This is a genomic window from Stenotrophomonas sp. YJH_SMC_101-4, assembly GCF_059370395.1.
Map to the genome: position 1 here is coordinate 223,792 of NZ_JCAFTP010000005.1, position 24,514 is coordinate 248,305.

At 67.2% G+C, this 24,514-nt stretch carries 22 protein-coding genes; 9 read left to right on the forward strand and 13 right to left on the reverse strand.

The window, feature by feature from the left end:
* A complete protein-coding gene (locus AC5P8D_RS17565) occupies window positions 1–2,820 on the reverse strand; it encodes a rhamnan synthesis F family protein (protein WP_159359775.1) in 2,820 nt (939 codons plus the stop codon).
* Between the two features lie 160 nt (window positions 2,821–2,980).
* On the opposite strand from AC5P8D_RS17565, the gene AC5P8D_RS17570 reads away from it, so the two are divergent.
* Complete coding sequence (locus tag AC5P8D_RS17570; protein ID WP_159359776.1) at window positions 2,981–3,568, forward strand: alpha-ketoglutarate-dependent dioxygenase AlkB family protein; 588 nt, start codon at window positions 2,981–2,983, stop codon at window positions 3,566–3,568.
* Window positions 3,569–3,572: 4 nt separating this feature from the next.
* Here the strand turns inward: AC5P8D_RS17570 and AC5P8D_RS17575 are convergent, their stop codons facing one another.
* Genes AC5P8D_RS17575 through AC5P8D_RS17590 form a run of 4 tightly spaced genes read right to left on the reverse strand, consistent with a single transcriptional unit; the run spans window position 3,573 to window position 7,091 of the window.
* Complete coding sequence (locus AC5P8D_RS17575; protein WP_414614758.1) at window positions 3,573–4,214, reverse strand: ABC-type transport auxiliary lipoprotein family protein; 642 nt, start codon at window positions 4,212–4,214, stop codon at window positions 3,573–3,575.
* On the reverse strand, window positions 4,211–5,137 hold the full coding sequence (locus AC5P8D_RS17580) for an MlaD family protein (RefSeq protein WP_010480691.1): 927 nt from the start codon (window positions 5,135–5,137) through the stop codon (window positions 4,211–4,213). Before AC5P8D_RS17580 ends, AC5P8D_RS17575 begins: the two co-directional genes overlap by 4 nt.
* A gap of 3 nt (window positions 5,138–5,140) precedes the next feature.
* The gene (locus AC5P8D_RS17585) at window positions 5,141–5,968 is read right to left on the reverse strand and encodes an ABC transporter ATP-binding protein (protein ID WP_010480693.1); all 828 of its coding nucleotides are present in this window, start codon (window positions 5,966–5,968) and stop codon (window positions 5,141–5,143) included.
* 1 nt (window position 5,969) lies between these two features.
* Window positions 5,970–7,091, reverse strand: a complete 1,122-nt coding sequence (locus AC5P8D_RS17590; RefSeq protein WP_010480695.1) for an ABC transporter permease — start codon at window positions 7,089–7,091, stop codon at window positions 5,970–5,972.
* Between the two features lie 92 nt (window positions 7,092–7,183).
* On the opposite strand from AC5P8D_RS17590, the gene AC5P8D_RS17595 reads away from it, so the two are divergent.
* Window positions 7,184–8,443: a threonine/serine exporter family protein gene (locus tag AC5P8D_RS17595; RefSeq protein ID WP_010480697.1), complete on the forward strand. Its 1,260-nt coding sequence runs from the start codon at window positions 7,184–7,186 to the stop codon at window positions 8,441–8,443.
* Window positions 8,444–8,578: 135 nt separating this feature from the next.
* On the opposite strand, the gene AC5P8D_RS17600 is transcribed toward AC5P8D_RS17595, so the two are convergent.
* The 3 genes from AC5P8D_RS17600 to AC5P8D_RS17610 form a co-directional block, all read right to left on the reverse strand.
* Complete coding sequence (locus tag AC5P8D_RS17600; RefSeq protein WP_049398421.1) at window positions 8,579–8,962, reverse strand: H-NS histone family protein; 384 nt, start codon at window positions 8,960–8,962, stop codon at window positions 8,579–8,581.
* 222 nt (window positions 8,963–9,184) lie between these two features.
* Complete coding sequence (locus tag AC5P8D_RS17605; protein WP_171953819.1) at window positions 9,185–10,888, reverse strand: proline--tRNA ligase; 1,704 nt, start codon at window positions 10,886–10,888, stop codon at window positions 9,185–9,187.
* A 587-nt stretch (window positions 10,889–11,475) separates the two neighbouring features.
* Window positions 11,476–11,850 carry a DUF4124 domain-containing protein gene (locus AC5P8D_RS17610; RefSeq protein ID WP_029379706.1) on the reverse strand — a complete coding sequence of 125 codons (375 nt, stop codon included), beginning with the start codon at window positions 11,848–11,850 and terminating at the stop codon, window positions 11,476–11,478.
* A gap of 80 nt (window positions 11,851–11,930) precedes the next feature.
* Between AC5P8D_RS17610 and pssA the strand changes: the two genes are divergently transcribed.
* From pssA to rimI, 3 genes are read left to right on the forward strand one after another with little or no spacing between them, the layout of a single operon-like run.
* Window positions 11,931–12,707, forward strand: a complete 777-nt coding sequence (pssA, locus tag AC5P8D_RS17615; protein ID WP_005408007.1) for a CDP-diacylglycerol--serine O-phosphatidyltransferase — start codon at window positions 11,931–11,933, stop codon at window positions 12,705–12,707.
* Window positions 12,704–13,213 (forward strand): hypothetical protein, encoded by a 510-nt coding sequence (locus AC5P8D_RS17620; protein WP_049410558.1) that lies wholly within the window; start codon window positions 12,704–12,706, stop codon window positions 13,211–13,213. Before pssA ends, AC5P8D_RS17620 begins: the two co-directional genes overlap by 4 nt.
* On the forward strand, window positions 13,210–13,707 hold the full coding sequence (rimI, locus tag AC5P8D_RS17625) for a ribosomal protein S18-alanine N-acetyltransferase (protein ID WP_043452154.1): 498 nt from the start codon (window positions 13,210–13,212) through the stop codon (window positions 13,705–13,707). The genes AC5P8D_RS17620 and rimI overlap by 4 nt, the downstream gene beginning before the upstream one ends.
* Before the next feature lie 104 nt (window positions 13,708–13,811).
* Here the strand turns inward: rimI and AC5P8D_RS17630 are convergent, their stop codons facing one another.
* From AC5P8D_RS17630 to AC5P8D_RS17645, 4 genes are all read right to left on the reverse strand, one after another.
* The gene (locus tag AC5P8D_RS17630; protein WP_049434103.1) at window positions 13,812–14,633 is read right to left on the reverse strand and encodes an EamA family transporter; all 822 of its coding nucleotides are present in this window, start codon (window positions 14,631–14,633) and stop codon (window positions 13,812–13,814) included.
* A gap of 134 nt (window positions 14,634–14,767) precedes the next feature.
* Window positions 14,768–17,596 carry a valine--tRNA ligase gene (locus tag AC5P8D_RS17635; RefSeq protein WP_495203538.1) on the reverse strand — a complete coding sequence of 943 codons (2,829 nt, stop codon included), beginning with the start codon at window positions 17,594–17,596 and terminating at the stop codon, window positions 14,768–14,770.
* Window positions 17,597–17,668: 72 nt separating this feature from the next.
* Window positions 17,669–18,094 carry a DNA polymerase III subunit chi gene (locus tag AC5P8D_RS17640; protein ID WP_010480719.1) on the reverse strand — a complete coding sequence of 142 codons (426 nt, stop codon included), beginning with the start codon at window positions 18,092–18,094 and terminating at the stop codon, window positions 17,669–17,671.
* An 82-nt stretch (window positions 18,095–18,176) separates the two neighbouring features.
* A complete protein-coding gene (locus AC5P8D_RS17645; RefSeq protein ID WP_010480720.1) occupies window positions 18,177–19,655 on the reverse strand; it encodes a leucyl aminopeptidase in 1,479 nt (492 codons plus the stop codon).
* Window positions 19,656–19,759: 104 nt separating this feature from the next.
* Between AC5P8D_RS17645 and lptF the strand changes: the two genes are divergently transcribed.
* Both lptF and lptG read left to right on the forward strand, forming a co-directional pair.
* Window positions 19,760–20,842 (forward strand): LPS export ABC transporter permease LptF, encoded by a 1,083-nt coding sequence (gene lptF, locus AC5P8D_RS17650; RefSeq protein ID WP_099560167.1) that lies wholly within the window; start codon window positions 19,760–19,762, stop codon window positions 20,840–20,842.
* A complete protein-coding gene (gene lptG / locus AC5P8D_RS17655; protein WP_010480722.1) occupies window positions 20,839–21,945 on the forward strand; it encodes an LPS export ABC transporter permease LptG in 1,107 nt (368 codons plus the stop codon). Before lptF ends, lptG begins: the two co-directional genes overlap by 4 nt.
* A gap of 90 nt (window positions 21,946–22,035) precedes the next feature.
* Here the strand turns inward: lptG and AC5P8D_RS17660 are convergent, their stop codons facing one another.
* On the reverse strand, window positions 22,036–22,527 hold the full coding sequence (locus tag AC5P8D_RS17660) for an RDD family protein (protein ID WP_010480723.1): 492 nt from the start codon (window positions 22,525–22,527) through the stop codon (window positions 22,036–22,038).
* Window positions 22,528–22,583: 56 nt separating this feature from the next.
* On the opposite strand from AC5P8D_RS17660, the gene xerD reads away from it, so the two are divergent.
* Both xerD and AC5P8D_RS17670 read left to right on the forward strand, forming a co-directional pair.
* Window positions 22,584–23,561: a site-specific tyrosine recombinase XerD gene (gene xerD, locus AC5P8D_RS17665; protein WP_049434094.1), complete on the forward strand. Its 978-nt coding sequence runs from the start codon at window positions 22,584–22,586 to the stop codon at window positions 23,559–23,561.
* A 100-nt stretch (window positions 23,562–23,661) separates the two neighbouring features.
* A complete protein-coding gene (locus AC5P8D_RS17670) occupies window positions 23,662–24,447 on the forward strand; it encodes a DsbC family protein (RefSeq protein ID WP_054170982.1) in 786 nt (261 codons plus the stop codon).
* The last annotated feature ends 67 nt before the right edge of the window (window positions 24,448–24,514 follow it).

The window sequence follows — 24,514 nt, forward strand, 5'->3', positions numbered from 1 at the left end:
CTAGGGGGTCGCGCTGACCGTGCCGCGTCCGGTGAAGGCGTCTTCGGTGGCGAGCTGGGCAAGTACAAGGTCGGCATTCCATCGCCCATTGCCCAGGCATTGGAGTGGAACCTGGACGCCCTCGGCGTCCAGGACCAGCTCGGCGACGTCCTCATGGAGTGTATGGCAGGCTTCGTCGATGAAGGTCAGCGTCCCGGCATGGACCTCGGCGAGGATCTCCAGGGCGGACGTTGGAAGCTCAATGGAGCCGAAGCGGGGCCTATCCAGGCCCTCGCTGCTTTCAGTGAAGCCGTTGAACTGGCCGTGCGGAGCTGCCAGCAGTGACTCCAGCAGCAGGTCATTGGCGAGGATGGGGGAGTCTGTGTCATTGCCGCCATTGCGGCCGTCGAAGTACCGTGCCTCGGCCCAGCCCTGCGATGCCAGAGCGCTGGCGCCCGCGCGCAGGGCCATGTAGCAGCCGCCCAGTGATGTGCCGAGCAGGCGAGCGAGGTTGCGCTGGATGCTGCCGGCGTAGCCCACATCGATCACCATCGGCGTCGATGAGCCGACGGTGCGGGCCCAGTACGCCTGATAGGCCTTGCGATGGCGGGCTGCCAGCGACAGAAGCGCATCCCCGACCGGCTGCAGCCAGCGCTGTACTTCGTCGGCCATTTCCGGCAGAAAGACGTCGCGCTCCATCAGCGCCGGCTGCAGTGCGGCCACCTGTGCCACGGCATCTTCGCCGAGCCGTGCCTGCAGCAGGCCGCGCAGCGACCCGTTGAAGGTGCCCTGCATGAGCAGTGCAAGATCTGAGGCGTCGAGCTGGGCGGGCAGCAGCGTTGCCCGACGCGACGCCAGAAAGTAGCTGCTCTTGATCGTGGCGGCGAATGGGTGTGCGGTCTGCAGCCGTGTGAACGCCTGCTCCAGCAGATAGCCTTCGCGGCTCAGAAACAGCAGGTGGTCCACCCCGTGGCGGCGAGCTACGTCGATGGCATGCAGCAGGAAGTCCAGGACCAACGGGCCGAGTACCGTATAGCCCAGCGTACGTGCATCGAGCTGGGGACGACCGAGCAGCCGCTGCGGAGAGGTGTCGGCGATCGCAGCGAAGCTGTTTGCCAGCAGACCGCGCCAGAGCTGCTCAGACCATGGTGCCTGGGTGCCCAGGGGATGGCGGAGCGGGCGAAGGCCCGGTACTACGTCCAGCAGGGCGGACGGGCGCAGCACGTGCACGGGCGTAAGCAGGCTGCCCAGCTGCGGCATCTGGATGTCGGCGTGTTCGTTATCACCCACATGAAGCCAGCGGCCATCTTCGCGCCCTTCCTGACGCGCCAGCTGCTTCCAACTGTCGGCAGAGTCCTTGCGCAGGCCGGTCTCGCAGGAAATCCACCACCGTGAAATGAGCCGCTGCACCCCATCGGGCAGCACCTGCCGCATGTCCTCGCTGGACAGGTACATGTCGGAGAACGCCGTCAGCGCAGTCAGCTTCGCATCTGCAAGCGCTGCCAGCAGACCCTGCCGCGGCCGCAGTATCGCGCGCTCGTGCATGCGCTCGGCATTGGCGAGCATGTTCGCATTCACGCCAGGCAACGCGAGGCGCCCGGCAAGCTCGATGTGGATCTCGGAGAGGGTGGGGTCCCGCTGCAAGGTTTCGCGCAGGCAGCTTTCCGCGTCGGCGCGATGCTGGGAGAAATCACCTATGCCCCACTGCCGCTCCAATCGCCAGGCGAGATGCTCACGAGCCGCCGTCGGAGTCAGGAACACGCGGGTGACCAGCGTATCGAAAATATCGACCGTGACCATGCGTGCGTCCAGCGCGGCCAGCGTCAAACGGTCAGACATGCCGGTTTGAAGTGCCTCACCGACATTACGTTCACCTTCGGCAGCAAGAGCCAGGCGACCATCGGGTGGCAGTATGCCCAGGCGGAAACCCTGGTGGCGGGTGATGACACCAAACAGGCGCTCGACGGCGTGCTGCAGCGTTCCATCCACCTGGCCCTGTTCCACCGGAAAGGCATCCAGTGGAAGGTTCAGATCGTACAGCGGCCGAAGCGCATCGACGCGCGCCCAGAACATCGAGCCAGCCGGGAAGTCGATGTAACGCTGCGCGTCCAGAGCGATTCCAAGTTTCTGCGCGAGTGCGTCGCACGCGGGGCCATTGCTCAACCAAGTGTGCGCCCAGAGTGGTACACCGACGTAGCTCTCAGGATAGACCAGGCCCAGCTTCGGGTCGGCCTGGAAGGTGCCCAGGATCCAGGCGATGCGTTCTCGCGAGCCCAGAAGGCTGTCCAACAGGTAGTGACGCCACATCTGCTGTTCGCTACCGGTATAGAGCGATTTCTTGGTGTGGATATGGCACACCAGATCTAGTGCCTTGATCTCTTCGCGGAACGTCACCAGGAGAGGAGCAATATCGCGACCACGATTCTGGACCTGGCGGACAACAAGTGTCTGAACGTTCGGTAGGCGTCCGAACGCTTCACGTGCCTGTGCCTCGGCAGCGGTGTCCATCACCGAAACCAGCAATGTGAATCGCAGCGGCATGCGCGAGAGCGTGGTGGCAAACTCGTTGATCAGGTCGGGATAGAACACGTGCGCCATCACACCCACGCTCAAACGCAGCTGTTCCAGCGGGACCGGTGCGGGTAGCGCAGGCGCATCGAAGGGTTCGCTGGCGCGGGTGCGGACGACGCTGGCCGAGCGAAGGCGCGCAATGAAACCGCGTACACCCATGGCGTGCACCACCTTCAAGGCGCGTAGCAGCACCGACCCCAGGCCTGCGATACCGCCACCATGACGCTGTACCGACCGCCGCACGGTGGCGAGATAACGTCCGAAACTCATGGCTGGCCTCTACGGGGCCGTGGGAGATGCGTCAGGGGAGAGGGGCGCGGCATCAGGTGCATTGGGCAGTAGCGCTGAAGTTTCCTGTCATTCTCCCGTTTGCGCTTGAACCGGGCAAATCAGGCATGCTTGTGGTCGCTCCTGTCCGGTACCCGGTTCAATGCTGTTCCCGCCTGAACTGCCTGACGCTGACGTCCGCCATCTATCCGGCTGGCTGCCCGCCGGCACGGCCACTGCGCTGCTGCTGGCCCTGCAGATGGAAGTCCCCTGGGAAGTCCATCGCATCCGCATGTTCGGCAACTGGGTGGATTCGCCGCGGCTGAGTTGCTGGATCGGCGATCCGCTGGCGCGCTACCGCTATTCCGGGGCTGAATTCGTGCCGCACCCCTGGCCACCCGCGTTGCAGGCCATGCGTGATCGCCTGCAGGCAGAAGGCTTCGGCCACTTCAACAGCGTACTGCTGAACCGCTATCGCGGCGGCGGCGACTACATGGGATGGCACAGCGATGACGAGCCGGAGCTGGGACCCGCCCCGGTGATCGCGTCGCTGAGCCTGGGCGCGGCGCGCCGCTTCCTGCTGCGCCGGCGCGATGACCCGGCGCGGAAGGCCGAGTACCTGCTCGGCCATGGCGATCTGCTGGTGATGGCGGGGCAGACACAGCGGTTCTACCAGCACGCGCTGCCGAAGATGGCACGGGTGCAGGGTGAACGGATCAACCTGACGTTCCGCTGGATTACGCCACGCTGATCGGTCAGCGCGCGACGGTCGGCTGATCGGCCTGCCCGCTTGTCAGCGTCCAGCCCACCATCTCCTGTGCCAGCTGCTGCAGGCCACGTTCGAAGGCGGCGGTCACCGCCGGCACGTCGGTACTGCCGACCGGCTGCGCCTGACGGAAGGTACGGTCGGCGACCACGCGCTGGTCGGCCACATGGATCAGCTTGGCGTTGACCTCGATCACCACGGTCGGCGTGGCCTGTCCCTGGTAATCCGATTCGAAGCGGCGCACGTCGGTGGACAGCTTGTAGTCGGCGCGGATGCCGGCGGTGCTGCGGGCCACGCCGCGGATGCGGCCGGAGTCCTCGAAGCCGCGCAGCAGGGTGTCCTCGATCATGTCGGTGGCCGGCTGTGCCCAGCTGGCCCCCTTGTAGATCTCCATCTGCGACGGCGTCGGCCGCACGTTGATACGCGGGCTGTCGACCATGCGCGCGGCGCTGGGCTTGGCCAGCACCAGCTGCCAGCCCACCTGTGGCCACGCCGGGTCGGCCTTCACCTGCACGGACGGCGAGTACAGCGTCACTGCGGTTTTCTCGCTGCTGCCAAGGATGGAGCAGCCGCCCAGCAGGGTGACCATCGAAGCGGCCAGCAGCAGGCGCGGAAGGGCGGTCGGGCTCATTTGGGTTCGAACTCCTTCGGTGCGTCGCGGCCCAGCAGGTAGCGCGCGGGGTTGTTCTCGAGGCGGTCGCTGACCCGGCGCAGATCGCGGATCAGGCCGCGCAGTTCGGTCAGCGTCGGGCCGAGCTGGCCGAGGCCATCGTTGGCGAAGCTGTTGATCGCGGCACGGTTCTCGCCAAGGATCGAGTCGGCGTTGCCAGCGGCCGAATCAAGCTTGGCCAGGGTGGCGTCGAGCTTGTCGATGATGCCCGGCAGCTGCTGCACCAGGTTCTTGTCCAGGCGCTCGATGGTGCCATTGGTGGTCTTCAGCGTGGTGTCCAGGCTGCGGGCGGCATCGCGCGCGCTGAGCAGCAGCGCCTGCGTGCCCTGGTCGCGGTCGGCCAGGCCGCCGCTGATCGTTTCCAGGTTGGCCAGCGTCGCGTTGATCGAGGCCACGTTGCGGTCGCTGAGGATCTGGTCCATGCGCTCGACGATGCGGTTGGCAACGTCAGTGATGTTCTGCAGCGCCGACGGCGTGGTTGGAATGATCGGCGCCGGATCCTTGTTGACCGTGGTCAGTGCCGGCGACTGCGGCGTACCACCGCTGAGCTGGATGATCGACGGGCCGGTCAGGCTGGTGATCGCCAGCTTTGCACGGGTATCGGTCTTGACCGGGGTGGTCGAGTTCAGGCGGATGCGTGCGACCACCTGGCGCGGGTCGTCCGGAACCAGGTTCAGTTCGATGATCGAACCCACCGCGATGCCGTTGTACTGCACCGGGCTGCCCACCGACAGGCCGGTTACTGCCTCGCGGAACACCACGCGGTATTCCTGCCAGGTACGGTCGGAGGAGTACTTGGCCGCCCACAGGCCGAAGGCCAGCAGGGCCAGGCCGGTGATCAGGGTGAACGCGCCGATCAGCACGTAGTTGGCTTTGGTTTCCATGGCTCAGGCACTCTCGATCTGTTCGCCGCGCGCGGCACGCGCACGCGGTCCGTGGAAGTATTCCTGGATCCACGGATGATCCAGTTTCTCGATGTCCGGCAGTGGCGCGTTGGCCACCACTTTGCGGTCGGCGATCACCGCCACCCGGTCGCAGATCGCATACAGCGTGTCCAGGTCGTGGGTGATCAGGAACACGGTCAACCCCAGTGCTTCCTGCAGGGTCTTGATCAGTCGGTCGAAGGCGGCCGCGCCGATCGGGTCGAGTCCGGCGGTCGGTTCATCCAGGAACAGCAGCGGCGGGTCCAGTGCCAACGCGCGGGCCAGGCCGGCGCGCTTGCGCATGCCGCCGGACAGCTGCGAGGGCAGTTTGTTGATCGCATCGGCGGGCAGGCCGGCCAGCTTCACCTTCAGCAGCGCCAGTTCGTAATGCCAGCGCTCGGGCAGTTCGCGGTGGTGCTCCTTCAACGGTACCTGCACGTTCTCGCCTACGGTCAGCGACGAGAACAACGCACCGTCCTGGAACAGCACGCCGGTGTTGCGCTCGATGTGCAGGCGGCTCTCGGCATCGTCGGCACGCGCGTCGCGGCCCAGCACCTCGATCCGGCCTTCGTCGGGTGTGCGCAGGCCGAGGATGGAGCGCATCAGCACCGACTTGCCGGTACCCGAACCACCCACCACGCCGAGAATTTCGCCGCGGCGCACGTCCAGGTCCAGGTCCTCGTGCACGGTCTGGCTGCCGAAGCGGTTGACCAGCCCGCGCACGCGGATGGCCAGGTCGTGGCCATCGTCGTCCTGCATGGGTATGTCGTCGGGCGTCGGATGCGTGCTCATGTCACCAGTCCATGTGCATGAACCACAACGCCGCGAAGGCGTCGATGATGATCACCAGCGAGATGGTCTGGACCACGCTGGAGGTGGTGCGTTCGCCCACCGACTGCGCCGTGCCTTCCACCTTCAGGCCTTCCAGGCAGCCGATCAGGCCGATCACCAGCGCGAACACCGGCGCCTTCGACAGGCCGACCAGCATGTGCCGCACTTCCATCGTCTCGTGCATGCGCGCGATGTACATCTGGGGCGGGATGTCGAGGTCGAACGCACCGACGGTGATGCCGCCGGCCAGGCCGGCGACCATCGCAATGAAGGTCAGCAGCGGCAGGGTCACCAGCAGCGCTAGCAGCCGTGGCAGCACCAGCAGGTCGATCGGATCCAGGCCCAGGGTGCGCATCGCATCGATTTCCTCGCGCGCTTTCATCGCACCGATCTGTGCGGTGAAGGCGCTGGCGGTGCGGCCGGCCAGCACGATGGCGGTCAGCAGCACCGCGAACTCGCGCAGGAAGGCGATGTTGACCAACTCGACCACGTAGATCTCGGCGCCGAAGTCGCGAAGGATGGTCGAGCCGAGGAAGGCGATCACCGCGCCCACCAGGTAGGACAGCAGCGCCACCAGCGGTACCGCGTCCAGCCCGACCTGCTCCATCTGGTGCACGGTGGCGGTCAGGCGGAAGCGACGGGGTTCCTTGACCAGGCGAGCTCCCTTGACCAGGTTCTCGCCGAGGAAACTGCACAGCGCCTTGATGTTGTGGCCGGTGGCATGGACGCTGACACCCAGCCGTTCCAGCGCCGCCAGCACGCCGAAGTCGCGCTTGGGCTTGGGCCGGTCGTCGGCCACTTCCTCGATGGTGCACACCAGTGCCTGGTGATCCGGGCGGAACTTCAGTGCGTCCTCGCCGAGGTCGGCGCGATGGGCTACGCGCAGCACCTGCAGCACGCCGGCCGAATCCATTTTCTCGATGGCGGTGGCATCGATGCCGGTCAGCGTGTCGGGAACGCCGCGCAGGACTTCGGCCGCGGCCAGCGCGGTCTTCAAGGTCCAGGTGCCGGACAGGCGGATCACGCCCGGGTCATGGGCATCCTGTTCGAGCTGGGGGGCGTGGTTCGGGGTCACTTGGGCCATTCGGGTCGCAGCATAACCGTTCTGTATTGGGCTTCGCGTCGAACTCGGATGAATTTCTCCGGTAAGGCCCAGCCTAGGTAATACTACGGCGCATGTCCGCAGACGCTCACACGATCCCCACGCCCCAGGCCAGCTACGCACAGCGCGTGGCCTTCGTTTCCGAGATCGCCGGACGCCTGCACAGCTATGGCACAACGGCCCAGCGCCTGGAAACAGCGGTGGTGGCACTGGCCCGCCAGCTCGATCTGGATTGTGAACCGTGGTCGAATCCCACCGGTATCATCCTCAGCTTCAGCGACCCGGCGCAGGCGATCGGCTCCAGTGACATCACCCGCGTGATCCGCTTGGCGCCCGGCGAGAACGACCTGCACAAGCTCAGCGTCGCCGACCATATCGCCGAGGAAGTGGCCAATGGGCGGATGAGCATCGCCCAGGGCCACACCGCATTGCGCCAGCTGGACAAGGATCCGGGCCGGCGCGGCAAGCTGCGCACCATCCTTTCGTTCACCCTCGGCGCGGCCGGCGTGGCCGGCATGTGGAAGCTGCCGTGGCTGGACATCGCCACCGCCGGTGTCATCGGCCTGATGATCGGCCTGCTCGGCATGGTCACCGACCGTCGCCCGGCCACCCGCGAAGCAGCCGAGGCACTGGCCGCGCTGCTGGCCGGCCTGGTCGCCACGCTGGTCGCGTCCTTCATCGGCGCGCTCAACCTCAACACAGTGATCATCGCCTCGCTGGTGGTGCTGCTGCCGGGCATGTCGCTGACCAATGCGGTCAATGAACTGGCCAGCCAGCACTGGGTGTCGGGGACCGCGCGCTTCGCCGGTGCGCTGACCACCATCATGAAACTCAGTGTGGGCGCGATGATCGCGGTGACCTTGGCCGACGTGCTCGGCCTCGACCCGGTGATCCGCGCGGCGCGGCCGCAGGGGCCCTGGGTGGAGTGGGGCTCGCTGCTGACCGCGGCGTTCGCCTTCGCGATGCTGTTCAAGGCCAACCGCCGCGATTACCCGTGGGTGATCGCCGCCTCGGTGGCCGGCTATGCGATCTCCAAGTTCGGTGGCCACGCCTGGGGCGCGCCGGCCGGCATCTTCCTGTCGGCGATGCTGCTGACCGCCGGTGGCAATCTGTTCGGCCGTCTCGTTGGCCGCCCGGGTGCGATCATCCGCCTGCCTGGCATCATCATGATGGTGCCAGGCAGCACCAGCCTGCGCGGCGTGCTGACCCTGGTCCAGCAGCAGGACGTGGGTGCCGGCCAGAGCGTGTTCCTCACCGTGCTCAACGTGGTGATGGCCCTGGTCGCCGGCCTGCTGTTCGGCAACCTGCTGATGCCCGCTCGCAAAACCCTGTAATGATGTCGGTGGGTGTGGACCGTTGGTCCACACGCCGGGAGGGCTGCTTGCTGTGGGTGTGGACCTCGGTCCACACACCGAAGAATGAAAAACGCCGGCTTTCGCCGGCGTTTTTCATTGCATCCCAATCCGGCCTCAGGCCTTCTTGATCAGGAAATCTTCCGGCTTCTTGTTGCCCTTGGCGGTCAGCTCGGCCATCCAGCGCGGCTGCTTGCCACGACCGGTCCAGGTTTCCTTGGGGTTGGCCGGGTTGCGGTACTTCGGAGCAACCTTGCCCAGCTTGCGGCCAGCGGTCTTCGACGGTGCCTTGGCGGCCTTGGCCACCTTGCGCGCGCGCGGGGCCGGGGCGTCGCCGAACAGTTCCTCGATGGTGTAACCCTCGGTCTTGGCCAGCTTGGTCAGCTGTGCCCGGACCTTGGTGATCGGCCGGCGCTTGGCGACGATGGTCTGCTGTTTCTTGGCGGTACGGATCAGGGCGCCCAGCTCGCGTGCCGACAGGCCGGTCAGGTCAATGCTCATTTACGGTTACTCCGGAAACTAATAAGTGGACGGGACGAGCCAGTCCATGGCGTCGCGGGACAGAATAAAGATGAATTAATCCCAGCACAAATGCAGGCGGGTCATGGCCTGGCAGCATCCCGGCTGCATTGCGTCTATTTTGACCGGATTATGTCCGCTGCAATATTGCTCAAATGGGCGTCAGCTAGAAAAAGACCGGGGCATGCCCCGGTCTTTTCCTGATCAGTCCTGCAGACGCTGCAGCAGGGTGGCCTTGTCCAGGTTCTCGGCTTCGCTGGCGCGGCGCGAGCGGTACTCGTAGGTACCGGCGGCCAGGCCACGTTCGCTGACCACCACGCGGTGCGGGATGCCGATCAGTTCCATGTCGGCGAACATCGCGCCCGGGCGCAGGCCGCGATCGTCAAGCGCCGCATCCAGGCCGGCATCGCGCAGTTCCTGCAACAGGTTGGCCGCAGCGTCGGCGACGGCAGCATCGCCCTTCGGGTTGATCACGCACACCACCACCTGCCACGGCGCCATCGCGTCCGGCCAGATGATGCCGGCATCGTCATGGTTCTGTTCGATCGCGGCAGCTACCACGCGCGAGATACCGATGCCATAGCAGCCCATCGCCATCACCGCCGCCTTGCCGTTTTCATCCAGCACGGTGGCATCCAGCGCTTCGGCGTACTTGCGACCGAGCTGGAACACGTGGCCGACTTCGATGCCACGGGCGATCTTCAGTTCGCCACCGTCCAGTGCGCGGTCACCGGCACGCACGTTGCGGATGTCCGCCACTTCCGGTTCCGGCAGGTCGCGGCCCCAGTTGACGCCGGCCAGGTGGAAGCCGGTTTCGTTGGCGCCGACGACGAAGTCCGACATCGCCGCCACTTCGCGATCGGCGACCACGCGGATGGGCTTGGCCGGGGCGACCGGGCCAAGGAAGCCCGGCACGCTGCCCAGGTGCTCGGCGATCTCCGCCTCGCTGGCGAAGCGCTGCTCGTCCAGGCCGGCAACCTTGGCCAGCTTGATCTCGTTGACTTCATGGTCACCGCGCACCAGTACCAGCACGAACTGCTGTGCCTTGCCTTCGCCAGCGATCAGCGCCACCGACTTCACCGTGCGCTGCAGGGCGATGCCGAGCAGGGCCGCGACGTCCTCGCAGGTCTTCTGGGTGGGGGTGTCGACCTTGCGCATGGCTTCGCTGGCGGCGGCACGCGGTGCCGGATCGGCGGCAATCGCCGCTTCCATGTTGGCCGCGTAGTCCGAACCGGTGGAGAACACCAGCGCGTCCTCGCCGGAATCGGCGATCACGTGGAATTCCTGCGACGCATCGCCGCCGATCGCACCGGAGTCGGCCTGCACCATGCGGAAGTCCAGGCCGAGGCGGGTGAAGATGCGGCTATAGGCCGACTTCATGTTCTCGTATTCGCGCACCAGGCACTCATCGTGCAGGTGGAACGAATAGGCGTCCTTCATCAGAAACTCGCGCGAACGCATCACGCCGAAGCGCGGACGGATCTCGTCGCGGAACTTGGTCTGCACCTGGTAGAAATTGACCGGCAGCTGCTTGTAGCTGGACAGCTCGCTGCGCGCGAAGTCGCAGGCGGCTTCTTCGGCGGTCGGGCTGTAGCAGAACACCTGGTCCTTGCGGTCCTTGATCTTCAGCAGCTGCGGGCCGAACTTCTGCCAGCGGCCGGTCTGCTCCCACAGTTCCTTCGGCTGGATGGTCGGGATCTGGAATTCCACGGCACCGGCGCGGTCCATTTCCTCGCGCACGATGCGCTCGACCTTGCGCAGCACGCGCAGGCCCAGCGGCGACCAGGTGTACAGGCCCGATGCCAGCTTGCGGATCATGCCCGCGCGCAGCATCAGCCGGTGGCTGGTGAGCTCGGCGTCGCTGGGGGTTTCCTTGGTGGTGTGCAGGTGGAACTGGGAGAGGCGCATCGTCGGCTTCGGATAACGGCAGAGACGCCTATTCTGCCAGCCCGGCCGGGGGGAGGGGTATCGGCAGGGCTGCGCCCTGCACCCGCCTCAAGCAACGTCAACTGCAACTTCCGAAGCGACGGCAAAGGCGAGTTTACTGGGGGATGGCGGGGTGGGCCCGGTGGCAGGGGACGCCGTAAACCCATCCATGGGGGCTTGGTCGCGGCATCCATGCCGCTCACACCCCTGCCACCGGACCCACCCCGCCTTCGACAGATTCCTGCGACCTGCCTGCATTTCTGTAGAGTCGAGCCTTGCTCGGCTGCTGTTCGATCAATTCCCGAAATATTCGATTTCCATGGAGATTGATCCACATATGGCGTGGATCAACTGCCCACCGGCCACCGGCCACCGGCCAACTGTCGAAGGCGGGGCACTGTGGGTTTGCGGGGTGTGAGCCGCATGGATGCGGCGACCAAGCCCCCATGGATGGGTTTACGGCGTCCCCGCAAACCCACAGTGCCCCGCCATCCCTCAGGAAGCCGCTTTGGCGTTTGACGTTGCCGTTGCTTGAAGCAGGTGCAGGGCTGCAAGCCCTGCCGATACCCTCACTCCGCCGGGCAGTAAGCCTTGATGGCGGCTTCAGCCAATCCCTTCTGCGCACTGCGCTGCTCCGGAGCCAACGGGGTATCGGCCTTGCCATCGCCATCGGTGTCCTGCATCACCTGGCCGCCACCGTCCAGCAGGGCCAGGTTGGCCCGGGCCGTGCTGCACTGCTCAGGCACCGGTGCGGCGGGGGTCTCGGCGCTGGCCGCAGCCTGTGGGCTGCGCGCCTGCGCACGGGTCTCGAATTTCCTGCCCGCCGGAGGGGTCTCCGAATACTGGGTCACGCCATTGGCGTCCTTCCATTTATAGACCGGGCCGGCCACGACGTTGGCACTGGCCAACAGCAGCAGGCATCCAAGGCAGGACAGGGCACGCATGGCAAACTCCACGGAATGGGCGTAGAACGCCGATTGCAGCATTGGCGCCGAGCACTGGCAAGTCGATTAAACTGGATTCCATGGACCCGATCACACCGCCGCCGCGTTCGCGCACGATTTACCTGCTGCCCAACCTGTTCACCACCGCCGGCCTGTTTGCCGGCTTCTACGCGATCATCGCCGCGGCCAACGGGGACTTCGTCAACGCCAGCATCGCCGTGTTCGTGGCAGCGGTGATGGATGGCCTGGATGGGCGCGTGGCGCGCCTGACCGGTACCAGCAGCGAATTCGGCGTGCAGTACGACTCGCTGGCCGATCTGGTCAGCTTCGGCATGGCCCCGGCACTGGTGATGTACCACTGGTCGCTGTCGTGGCTGAAGTTCGATGACCCGCTGCTCGGCCGCGTCGGCTGGGCCGTGGCCTTCCTGTATGCCGCCTGCGCGGCGCTGCGCCTGGCCCGCTTCAACACCCAGGTGGCAGTGGTCGACAAGCGCTGGTTCGTCGGCCTGGCCAGCCCGGCCGCGGCTGGCTTGATGATGTCCTTCGTCTGGGCCTTTGCCGATGGCAACCTGGGCTGGGACGGCAACCAGCTGCGCTACGTGGCGCTGGCGGTGACGATCGTTGCGGCGCTGCTGATGGTCAGCCGCATCCGCTTCTGGAGCTTCAAGGGCGGCGGCGCCAAGGGTACCCGTTCCGACCGCGTGCCGTTCCTGGTGCTGGCGCTGGTACCGGTGGCCATCGCCATCGCGGTCATCGATCTGCCGCGCGTGCTGTTCGCGGTGGGCATCCTGTACGCCTTGTCCGGCCCGGTGATGTGGGCCGTGCAGCGCCTGCGCAAGAAGCCCGAGGCCGCGTGAGCCAGGACCTGCCCGTGCTGTGGTCACCGGCCCAGCAGGCCTGGCTGCAGGCCATGGGCTACACCGTCTATCACGACGGCCAGCTGGCCGCCGAGCTGGATGCCGCGCTGCAGCTGAGCGTGGCCGAAGCCGAGACGGCTGCCGCGCCAGCGGCGGAGCAGGCGCGGGCATCCACCGCACCCGCGCGCGAGCCTCTGGCTGCGGCCACACCGGTTTCCCGCCAGGAGCGTCCGGCACCGCCGCGTCGCGAGACCCCGGTCAGCGCACCGGACACCGCGCCCGCCGCTGCCCGCCCGCTGCCCGGCGGCAATGCCCGGCAGCCGGTGGTGCGGCTGCCGGATCGCCTGCAGATCGCCTTGCTGCGCGCGTCCGGCTGCAACCCCAACGATCCGGCCACGCAGGCGCTGATGGACAGCTGGCCGCTGGACCAGCTGCGCCAGGACCCGGCCGCCAAGCGCGCGCTGTGGCCGCAGCTGCGCGCCCTGCGCAAGCGGGGCACGCCATGAGTGCGGTCAGCCAGCCCGGCCTGGTCAGCCTGCGCGCGCTGCGCGAGAGCGACCTCAACGCGGTGATGGCGATTGAAGTGCGCGGCTATCCGTTTCCCTGGACCCGCGGCATCTTCGTTGACTGCCTGCGTGCGGGTTATCCCGGCCTGGCGATGGAGCGCGATGGCCAGCTGATCGGCTACGGCGTGCTCAGCATCGCCGCCGACGAGGCCCATGTGCTGAACATCTGCATCGACCCGTTCACGCAGTCGCGTGGCCTCGGGCGGCAACTGCTGCGGGCGCTGGTGCAGCTGGCCGGCGACCGTGGCGCGCAGCGGGTGTTCCTGGAAGTGCGTCCGTCCAACACGCCGGCGCTGGCGCTGTACCACAGCGAAGGCTTCAACGAGATCGGCCGCCGCCCGCGTTACTACCCGGCCGCACAGGGCCGCGAGGACGCGGTGGTGATGGCGATCGAACTGGTCGACGGCGACCTGCAGGCGATGCCGCCGCTGTAACCGGGAAGGGTTGCCGGCCAGCGGCCGGCACTACCGATGGATCTCCGCTGTCATCGACACATCACCTGCCGTGGTAGGTGCCAACCTTGGTTGGCACGCATTGCTCACGCCAACCGCAGTGCCAATACACCGCCTACGATGAGCGCCGCCGCCAGCCAGCGCGCACGCGGAATGCGCTCGCGCAGCAGGAACACCGAGATCAGCAGCGCGAACAGGATCGAAGACTCACGCAGCGCCGAGACCATCGCCACCGGCGCTTGGGTCATCGCCCACAACGCCATCGCATAGGACGCCGTGGTGCCGACGCCGCCGGCCAGACCGAGAGGCCAATGCTGCCGCGCATAGTCCAGCACCGCGCCGCGCCGGGTGTACAGCGTCCACAATGGCAGGGGAATGCCCGACAGCAGGAACAGCCACAGCGTGTAGCTGAGCGCACTGCCGGACTGGCGCGCACCCTGCGCATCGACCAGGGTGTAGGTGGCGATCATCGCCGCGGTCAGCAGTGGCAAGCGCAGTTGGCCGCCACGCGCACCCAGTGCCATGCACAGGATGCCGGTGCTCACCAGCACCACGCCCAGCCACGCGGCAGCTGGCAATGGTTCGCCCAGCAGGGTGCCGACCAGCGCAACCAGGATCGGCGCGCTGCCACGCATCAGCGGATAGGCCAGGCTCATGTCGACCTGCTGGTAACAGCGTGCGACCAGCCCGTAATAGGTCACCTGCAGCAGCACCGAAGCAGCCAGCCACGGCCAGCTGTGCGCGGCGGGGAATGGCAGGAAGGGCAGGGCGGCGGCGGACAGCAGCGCGGCGCTGCCGGTGACCAGCACGGTACCGAGGAATTTGTCTGGTCCGCGCTTGACGATCGCATTCCAGCTGGCGTGCAGGGCCGCAGCCGCGAGGACCAGCAGGAAAATGGAAGGAGGCATCGGGCGATGATGCCATGTCGGGAAAATGGAAACGCCGGGCATTGCCCGGCGTTTCCGATTCCGCATCGGTAGATGCCAACCTCTCCCGCCGTGGTAGGTGTCAACCTTGGCTGGCACGCACCAGAGCGCGGCGCTTACAGCTTCGCGCGCTGCTCGCGCAGGCCGGCCAGTTGGGTATTCCAGTCGGCCAGTCGCACGCGTTCCTGCTCCACCACCGCCGGTGGCACCTTGTCGGTGAACCTGGCCAGCTTGGTCTCGCTCTTTTCCTTTTCGGCTTCGACGCGGGCGATTTCCTTGTCCAGGCGCACGCGCTCGGCATCGAGATCGACCAGGCCTTCCAGCGGCACCAGCAGCTTCAGCTCGCCCACGATCGCAGCGGCAGCCGGCGGTGCGCTTTCGCCTTCGGCCAGCCACTGGATGCTGTCCAGCTTGAGCAGGAACGACAGTGATGCGCTGAAGCGTTCGATGCGCACGCGGTCCTGCTCCAGGCCGGCCTGCAGGCGCAGCGGCACCTGCTTGGACGGGGCGACGTTCAGTTCGCTGCGCACGCGACGCACCGCACTGATCACGGCCTTCAGCCATTCCACGTCGGCCTCGGCCTGGGCGAAATCACCGGCGAATTCGGCGGCGGTCGGGTACGGGCGCAGCGACAGCGTGGTTTCGGCCAGGCCCAGGCGCGGGGCCAGCTGCTGCCACAGCTGTTCGGTGATGAACGGGGTGAGCGGGTGCAGCAGGCGCAGCAGCGCTTCCAGCACGTACAGCAGGGTGTGGCGGGTGCTTTCGGCATCAGCCGCGTCGGCACCGTTCAGGGCCGGCTTGCTCAGTTCCAGGAACCAGTCGCAGAACTCATTCCAGGCGAACTCGTACAGGCACTGCGCCAGCAGGTCGAAGCGGTAGTTGGCGTAGTGGCCCTGCGCCTCGGTGGACACTGCGGCCAGGCGCGCCAGGATCCAGCGCTCGGCATCGGTACGCGGCTTGGGCACGCCGGTGAACGCCGCGCCTTCAGTGTTCATCAGCGCGAAGCGGCTGGCGTTCCACAGCTTGTTGCAGAAGTTCTTGTAGCCCTCGGCGCGGTTCATGTCGAACTTGATGTCGCGGCCGTGGGTGGCCAGCGCGGCGATGGTGAAACGCAGCGCATCGGCACCATGGGCAGCAATGCCGTCCGGGAATTCCTTGCGGGTGGCCTTCTCGATCTTCTCCACCATCTTCGGCTGCATCAGTCCGCCGGTGCGCTTGGCGACCAGGTCGTCGATGGTGATGCCGTCGATGATGTCCAGCGGGTCGAGCACGTTGCCCTTGCTCTTGGACATCTTCTGGCCCTGGCCGTCGCGGATCAGGCCGGTGAAGTAGACGTCCTTGAACGGGATCTTCCCGACCAGGTTGTCGGTGGCCATGATCATGCGCGCCACCCAGAAGAAGATGATGTCGAAGCCGGTGATCAGCACCGACGACGGCAGGTAGCGGTCGAAGCCGCGCTCGGCCATCGCCTGCTCGTTCGGCCAGCCCAGGGTGGAGAAGGGCCACAGCTGCGAGGAGAACCAGGTCTCCAGCACGTCGCTTTCCTGGTTCAGCACCACATCGCTGCCGAGGTTGTTCTTCGCGCGCACTTCGTCTTCGCTGCGACCGACGTAGCAGTTGCCGGTGGCGGCGTCGAACCACGCCGGAATGCGGTGGCCCCACCACAGCTGGCGGCTGATGCACCAGTCCTGGATGTTGTTCATCCAGTGGCGGTAGGTGTTGATCCAGTTCGGTGGCACGAAGGCGATGGTTCCGTCTTCGACCAGTTCCAGGCCGCGCTTGGCCAGGTCGTCCATCTTCACGAACCACTGGTCGGTCAGGTACGGCTCGATCACCTGGCCGGTACGGTCGCCGCGCGGCACCTGCAGCTTGTGCGCCTTGGTCTCGACCAGGATGCCCAGGTCTTCCAGCTCGGCCAGCACGGCCTTGCGCGCGGCGTAACGGTCCAGGCCCTGGAAGCGTTCCGGCGCATTTTCATTCAGCGCTGCCACCGGGGTGAACAGGTTGATCATTGGCAGGCTGTGGCGCACGCCCACTTCATAGTCGTTGAAGTCATGCGCCGGGGTGACCTTGACCACGCCGGTGCCGAACGCACGGTCCACGTAGTCGTCGGCGATCACCGGCACGCGGCGGCCGGTCAGCGGCAGCACCACGTTCTTGCCGATCAGGTGCGCATAGCGCTCATCTTCCGGGTGCACCATCACCGCGGTATCGCCCAGCAGGGTTTCCGGGCGGGTGGTGGCGACGACCAGGTAATCGCGGGTTTCGCGCAGGGTTTCCACGCCGTCGGCATCGCGCTCGACGTGCTCGTAGCTCAGGCCGTCATCGAGCGTGTAGGCGATCGACCACAGGAAGCCGTCTTCCTCGGCGCTCTCCACTTCCAGGTCGGAAATGGCGGTCTTCAGCACCGGGTCCCAGTTGACCAGGCGCTGGCCACGGTAGATCAGGCCCTGCTCGTACCAGCGCACGAAGGCTTCGTTGACGGCGGCCGACGGCTGCGGGTCCATGGTGAAGGTGCTGCGCGACCAGTCGGCGGAGGTGCCGAGGCGGCGCATCTGGCGCTCGATGGTGTCGCCGGACTGCTGCTTCCACTCCCAGACCTTGCCGATGAAGCCCTCGCGGCCCAGCGAATCGCGGGTCTCGCCCTTGCCTTCCAGCGCCAGGTTGCGGCTGACCACCATTTCGGTGGCAATGCCGGCATGGTCGGTACCGACCTGCCACAGCGTGTCGTAGCCACGCATGCGGTGGTAGCGCACCAGCGCATCCATCAGGGTCTGCTGGAACGCGTGGCCCATGTGCAGGGTGCCGGTTACGTTCGGCGGCGGCAGCAGGATGGTGTACGGCTCGCCCGTGCCGGACGGCTTGAAGTGGCCGGCCTTCTCCCAGGCCTCGTAGAGGTCGGTCTCGAAGGACTTCGGGTCGTAGCTGGAGGCGAGTTGGGTCATGCGGGGGAACCAGGAGGTAATCGTTGAAGGATCAGGGCGCGGCGGCGGCCCATCAAGGGGGCCGGGGCGCGCTTACATGTCGTGCTTGTTCAGGTCGTAACCGGCGGCCTTGTACTGGCGCCAGCGTTCGCGCAGCGGTTCGCGCGCTTCCGGGTCGGCCGGAACCACTTCCAGCACGCGCTCGCACTCGCCCAGCCAGGGCTCATCACGCAGGTTGATCACCAGCGGACGCGCCGGTGCCCCGGTGCCGGGTACGGCGATCAGCACCAGCGCCTCTTCCTCGTCCATGTCCTCGCCGGCGATCTGGTGCGGGATGTAGGCATCGTTGTCGAACGCCCACAGCAGCTCGTCCAGCTCCTCGGCCTGGGCCTGGTCGCGGGCCAGTACCAGGGTGAACAACCCGGCGTCGTTGGCCTTGCGCGCCAGTTCGCAGACCAGGCGCAACGGCTCGGTCAGGAAACGGGGCTTGGCGATCAGGTAGAAGTCGGCGCGGGGCATGGCAGGGTCCGGGTCAGGCAGGGTTCCGGCGGTGCCGGGCGAGGCCCCGGCCGGCGGGCGCCAGCCAGGGTCGGGTACGGCATCAGGCGCGGGCGGCCTGGTCCAGCAGCCACTGGCTCAGCAGGCCGACCGGGCGGCCGGTGGCCATGCCACGCTTGCCTTCATCGCTGGCCACGCCGGCGATGTCCAGGTGGGCCCAGCGCTGGCCTTCGGTGAAGCGCGACAGGAAGCAGCCAGCGGTGATCGCGCCGGCCCAGCGGCCGCCGATGTTGTAGACGTCGGCGAAGGTCGAATCCAGCATCGGCTGGTACTCGTCCCACAGCGGCAGGCGCCAGGCGCGGTCGAACACGTGCTCGCCGGCGGCCAGCAGCTCGTTGGCCAGGTCGTCGTGCTTGCTCATCAGGCCGGCGGTCTGGTGGCCCAGGGCGACCATGCAGGCACCGGTCAGGGTGGCCACGTCGACCAGCGCGGCCGGCTCGAAGCGCTGCGCGTAAGTCAGCGCGTCGCACAGGATCAGGCGGCCTTCGGCGTCGGTGTTGCCCACTTCGATGGTCTTGCCCGACATCGAGGTGATCACGTCGGACGGACGGTAGGCGTTGCCGTCGATGGCGTTTTCAACGGCCGGCACCACCACCACCAGGTTCAGCGGCAGCTTGGCCTTGACCGCAGCGACGAAGGTGCCGATGACGTTGGCGCCACCGCACATGTCGTACTTCATTTCTTCGATGCCGCCCTGGGTCTTCAGGTTGACGCCACCGGTATCGAAGGTGATGCCCTTGCCGACCAGTACATAGGGCTTGGCGTCGCCAGCACCGGTCCACTTCAGCACCACCAGGCGCGGGCGGTTGGCCGAACCACGGGCCACGGCCAGCAGCGAACCCATGCCCAGCGCTTCCATCTGGTGCTCGTCGAGGATCTCGGCTTCGGCACCGTCATGCTCGCCGGCGAACTTCACGCCCACCTCGGCCAGGTAGGCCGGGGTGCAGTAGTTCGGCGGCAGGTTGCCCAGCTCGCGGGCGAACTCGACACCGGCGGCGATGGCCTGGCCCTGGGCCAGGGCCTGCGCGTCGTCACCGGCGATGGCCAGCTGGGCCAGGCCGGCGTCGTCGGCCTTCTTCTTGCCCAGGGTGGCGGTGTAGCGGTAGGCGGCGTGATCGGCGGCGATCACCGCCTGGCGGATCGCCCAGGCCGCGTCGCGGTCCTTGATGGCCACTTCGGACAGGGTGAACAGTGCGCTGCGGGCAGCACCGGCCTTCAGCGCGCGCACGGCGTCGCCGACGGCCTTCAGGTACTGCGGCACGCCGAAACGGGCGACTTCGCCCAGGCCGACCACCAGCACGCGCGGGGCGGTCACGCCCGGCAGGTCATGCAGCAGGGTGGTGGCGCCGGTCTTGCCGGACAGGTCGCCGCGCTGGGCCAGGGCGGCCAGGCGGCCACCGCTGGCGGCGTCCAGGGCCTGTGCGGCCGGGGTCAGGGTATGGTCGGCATAGGCGCCGACCACCAGGCAATCAACGGCGGCGGCGGCCGGAGCAACGTGGTTCAGGGTGAATTCGAGGGCCATTGAGCAGATTCCATTGGCGAGTCCGTACAATCGCAGGCCGTTTACGCCCAGACAGTAGACTGGGCGGCACCGCGAACGAACCCCAGAGTTTAAACCACCGCCCCATGCTGAAGCTCGACCGATACCTGCTGGGCGATTTCGTCCAGAGTTTCCTGGCTACCCTGATCGTCCTGCTGGTGGTCAGCGTGGGCGGCGTGCTGGTGGACATCCTCGGCAACATCGCCGACGGGCGGCTGCCGGCCAAGCTGCTGTTCTCGCAGCTGGGCCTGCAGTTCATCGCCTACCTGCCGCTGATCCTGCCGCTGGCACTGATGCTGGGCCTGCTGCTGGCCATCGCCCGCCTGTACCGCGATTCGGAAATGGCGGTCATCACCGCCATTGGCGTGGGCCCCAAGCGCCTGCTGCGGCCGCTGTTGATGCTGGTGGTGCCGGTGGTGGTGCTGGTCGGCACCTGCTCGCTGTGGCTGGGCCCCTGGGCCGGCCGGGTGGCCGAGCAGATGATCATCGAGGCCAACCGCAGCGTGCTGATGGCCGGCCTGGAGCCGGGCCGCTTCACCCCGCTGCCCAATGGCGGCGTGGTCTACCTGTCCTCGATCTCGCCCGATGGCACCCAGCTGGGCAACGTGTTTCTGCAGCGCCAGAAGGATGACCGCCTGGAGGTGGTGTCGGCCAATGGCGGTCGCATGTTCTTCGAGGGTACCCGCCAGCGCTTCCTGGAGCTGGATGACGGCCACCAGGTGGAAGGGCCGGTGGCCGGTGCGCTGGACTACCGCCTGGCGACCTTCGCCCGCAATGACGTGGCCCTGCCCGATGGCGCGCAGACCCGCACCGAGGATGACCCGGAACTGATGCCGACCCTGCAGCTGATCGGCGATGAGCGTCCGCAGGCGCAGGCGCAGCTGCACCGCCGCCTGGCCCCGCCGCTGATCGCGCTGGCGTTCGCCCTGCTGACCGTGCCGCTGGGCCGCAGCTCGCCGCGCCAGCAGCGCTACGGCCGCATGATGCTGGCGCTGATGGCCTACATGGTCGGCACCAACCTGATGTTCATCGGCAGCGGCTGGATCGCCAACGGCAAGATCCCCGCTGCGCTCGGCCTGTGGTGGTTGACCCTGCCGCTGCTGGCGCTGGCCATCTGGATGTATGCACGTGATGGCCGCCTAGGCCGCCCGAAGGGAGCCCGCGCATGAGGCTGCGCCCGATGCGTTTCGACCTGTACCTGGGCCGGTCGGTGTTCACCACCGTGTTGCTGACCTGGGCCGTACTGGTCGGCCTGGACGTGGTGATGGCGTTCTCCGGCGAGTTCAAGGACATCGGCAAGAACGGTTACACCCTGGGCCATGCCGCCGCCTGGGTGCTGTACACGGTGCCGCGCCGCGCCTACACCATGTTCCCCACCGCCGCGGTGATCGGTGCGCTGATGGGCCTGGGCCAGCTGGCTGCCACCTCCGAGCTGACCGCACTGCGCGCGCTGGGCCTGTCGCGCAAGCGGCTGAGCGTGTCGGTGGCGATCGCGCTGTCGCTGCTGACCGCGGTGATGGTGCTCAGCGCCGAGACGCTGGGTCCCTGGGGCCAGGATCGTGCCGATGCGTTGAAGTCCAGTGCCAAGTGGGGGCGAGATATCGCCACCAGCCGTTATTCGGGCCTGTGGGCACGCGAGGGCGATACCTTCCTCAATGCGCAGAGTGGCGAGGAGCAGCTGGTTGGCGACAAGGGCACGCGCCTGATCCTGCGCGACGTGCGCCTGTATCGCATCGCTGAAGACGGCCGGATCGCCTCGCTGACCCATGCTGCCACCGTCGAGCATGACAAGGATGGCTGGGTATTGACGGGCGTGCGCCGGGACACCTTTGGTGAACGCTCGGCCACGCGTGAGGAAGTGGCGCGCGAAGCGTGGAATTCTTCGCTGGATCCGGCGGCGCTGGCCACCGGCATCGCCAAGCCGCGCAACCTCAGCGTGGCCGAACTGAGCACCAGCATCGCCTATCGCCAGCGCAACGGGCTGGATGCGCGCGACTTCGAGGATGTGTACTGGAGCCGCTGGTTCTACCCGGTGAACGTGCTGGCGCTGTGCCTGGCGGCGGTGCCGTTCGCGTTCGGTTCGCTGCGCAGCGGCGGCATGGGCAAGCGCCTGTTCCTGGGCATCCTGTTCGCGCTGGGCTTCTGGCTGCTGCAGCTGTTCTTCGGTCGCATGGCCGGCGCGTTGAAGTTCGATTACCGCATTGCCTATGCGCTGCCACCGATCGTGATGCTGGCGGTGTCCGGACTGCTGTTCCGGCGCAAGTCGGGCTGATTCTGATTGTTGTAGAGCCGAGCCTGTGCTCGGCTGTCGCGTACAGTGCGGAAAGCAGCCGAGCACGGGCTCGGCTCTACAGACAGCGCCTTACCGTTTCGGCATCCGCACCAGGCGGGTGCCGCTGGCGCGGTCATGCCAGGTCAGGCGTTCGCGATCGACCCACGCCCACCAGAAGCCCAGTCCACCCAGCAGCAGGGATAGCGTGCCCACGGCGAAACGCAGCCACAGCTGGCTGCGCCGCAGCGGCGCGCCATCGCTGGCGTGCAGTTTCAGCCGCCACGGCCGCATGCCCAGCGTCTGCCCGCCGCGGCGCCAGCTTGCCGTCGCGTACCACCCCGTGATCGCCCAGCACACCGCCCACAGCAGCCACTGCCAGGCACTGAACGGCGCGATGTTCTCGCGCTGGGCATGGCCGCTGAAGGTGTAGGCAAGGGTGAACAGGGTGCCGGCCAGCATCCACAGCGCCAGCACCGGCAGTGCGTCGTAGACCATCGCCAGCGCGCGCCACAGCAGCAATGCGCGCGGGCGGGGCAGCTCTGTAGCGGCCGCAGGGGCCGTATCAATGGCAGGGCGGGACATGCGCCGAGCATACGCAATGCTGGCCGCATCCGCAGTGGCCCTCGTATCCTCTACGCATGGCCTCTGTTTCCACCCCCGCCGAACGCCGCCAGCTGGTGCAGCAACTGCCGGAACTGCGCGCCGATGACAGCGTGCGCATCCAGCGTTTCCTCGACGCGATCTGGGCCGAGAACGGCCTCGCGCGCGCTACGCTCGACAGCTACCGGCGCGACCTGGAAGGTCTGGCGCGGTGGATGGATGGACGCGAGGGCGGGCTGGCCGGCATCGAGCGCCCCGGCCTGTTCGACTACCTGGCCTGGCGTACCCGTCATGGCTGGTCGCCGCGCAGCAACGCGCGCCTGCTGTCGGCACTGCGCGCGTTCTTCGCCGACGGCGTGCGTCGTGGTGAGCGCAGCGAAGACCCCAGCGCGCTGCTCGATCCGCCGAAGCTGCCACGTTTGTTGCCCAAGGCGCTGGCCGAGAGCCAGATCGACGCGCTGTTGGCAGCACCGGATGTCGACAGCCCGCTGGGCCTGCGCGATCGGGCCATGCTGGAGCTGATGTATGCCGCCGGCCTGCGCGTGAGCGAACTGGTGCTGCTGCCGGCGACTGCGGTCAACCTGCGCCAGGGTGTGCTGCGGGTCACCGGCAAGGGCAGCAAGGAACGGCTGGTGCCGCTGGGCGAGGAATCCCAGCACTGGCTGGAGCGCTACCTGCAGCAGTCGCGGCCGCAGCTGGTCGGCAAGGGCAAGGTGCAGGCATTGGCGGATGGGCAGACGCCACTGTTCGTCGAGCCCACGCTGCATGCGCTGACCCGCCAGGCGTTCTGGCATCTGGTCAAGCGCCACGCCCAGGTGGCCGGCATCGACCCGGCGCGGATCAGCCCGCACGGCCTGCGTCACAGCTTCGCCACCCATCTGCTCAACCGCGGGGCCGACCTGCGCGCGCTGCAGATGCTGCTCGGCCACAGCTCGCTGTCCACTACCCAGATCTACACCCTGGTGGCGCGCGAGCATCTGCAGAAGCTGCACGCCCGCCATCATCCGCGCGGCTGAGCCAGGGCCTGAACCCCGGCTCCGGGTCGGGCGTGGCGTCGCGGCCCGATACCGGTGGCTGTGTCAGAATCCGGGGTCTTCTTCTGCCGCGGACCGTTCCATGCTCCGATTTGCCATCGCCGCCGTGTTCGGCGCGCTCAGCCTGACGGCCTGTGCCCAGCCCGCGCCGCCGGCCGCCAAGGCCCCTGCCACCGCTGCGGCCAAGGCCAGCCCGGCCGCCAACGCGTCGGCCGATCAGGCCGTGCGTGCCGCGCTGACCGCGCTCAATCCCGGTTTCCAGGTGGATTACATCGGCGCTGCGCCGTTCCCCGGCTTCCGCGAGGTCGTCGTGTCCGGCCAGTTGCTGTACGTGTCCGATGACGGCCGCTACCTGTTCCAGTCGCAGCCGTACGACACCCGCGCCAAGGGCCCGGCCAACAGCGAAGGCCTGCTCGGCTACCGCCGCGATCTGCTGGCCAAGGCCAACCATGGCGACCGCATCGTGTTCGCGGCACCGAACGCCAAGTACACCATCAGCGTGTTCACCGACATCGAATGCGGCTACTGCCGCAAGCTGCACCAGGACATCGCCGAGCTCAACCGCAACGGCATCAGCGTCGAGTACCTGGCGTTCCCGCGCATGGGGCTGGGCAGCAAGGACTACACCGACATGATCTCGGTCTGGTGTGCAGCGGATCGCCGCCAGGCGCTGACCAATGCCAAGCGCGGTGGCAATGTGCCGGCCAAGAACTGCACCAACCCGGTGGCGATGCAGTACGCACTGGGCCAGCAGCTGGGCGTGAACGGGACGCCGGCGATCTTCGCGCCGGACGGTACCCAGCTGGGCGGTTACCTGCCGCCGGCGCAGCTGCGCGCGGCGCTGGAAAAGCTGTCGGCCAAGCGCTGATCGCCGCCGACCTTGTTTCTGTAGAGCCGAGCCCATGCTCGGCTGATGTTTCCGCAGCCGAGCATGG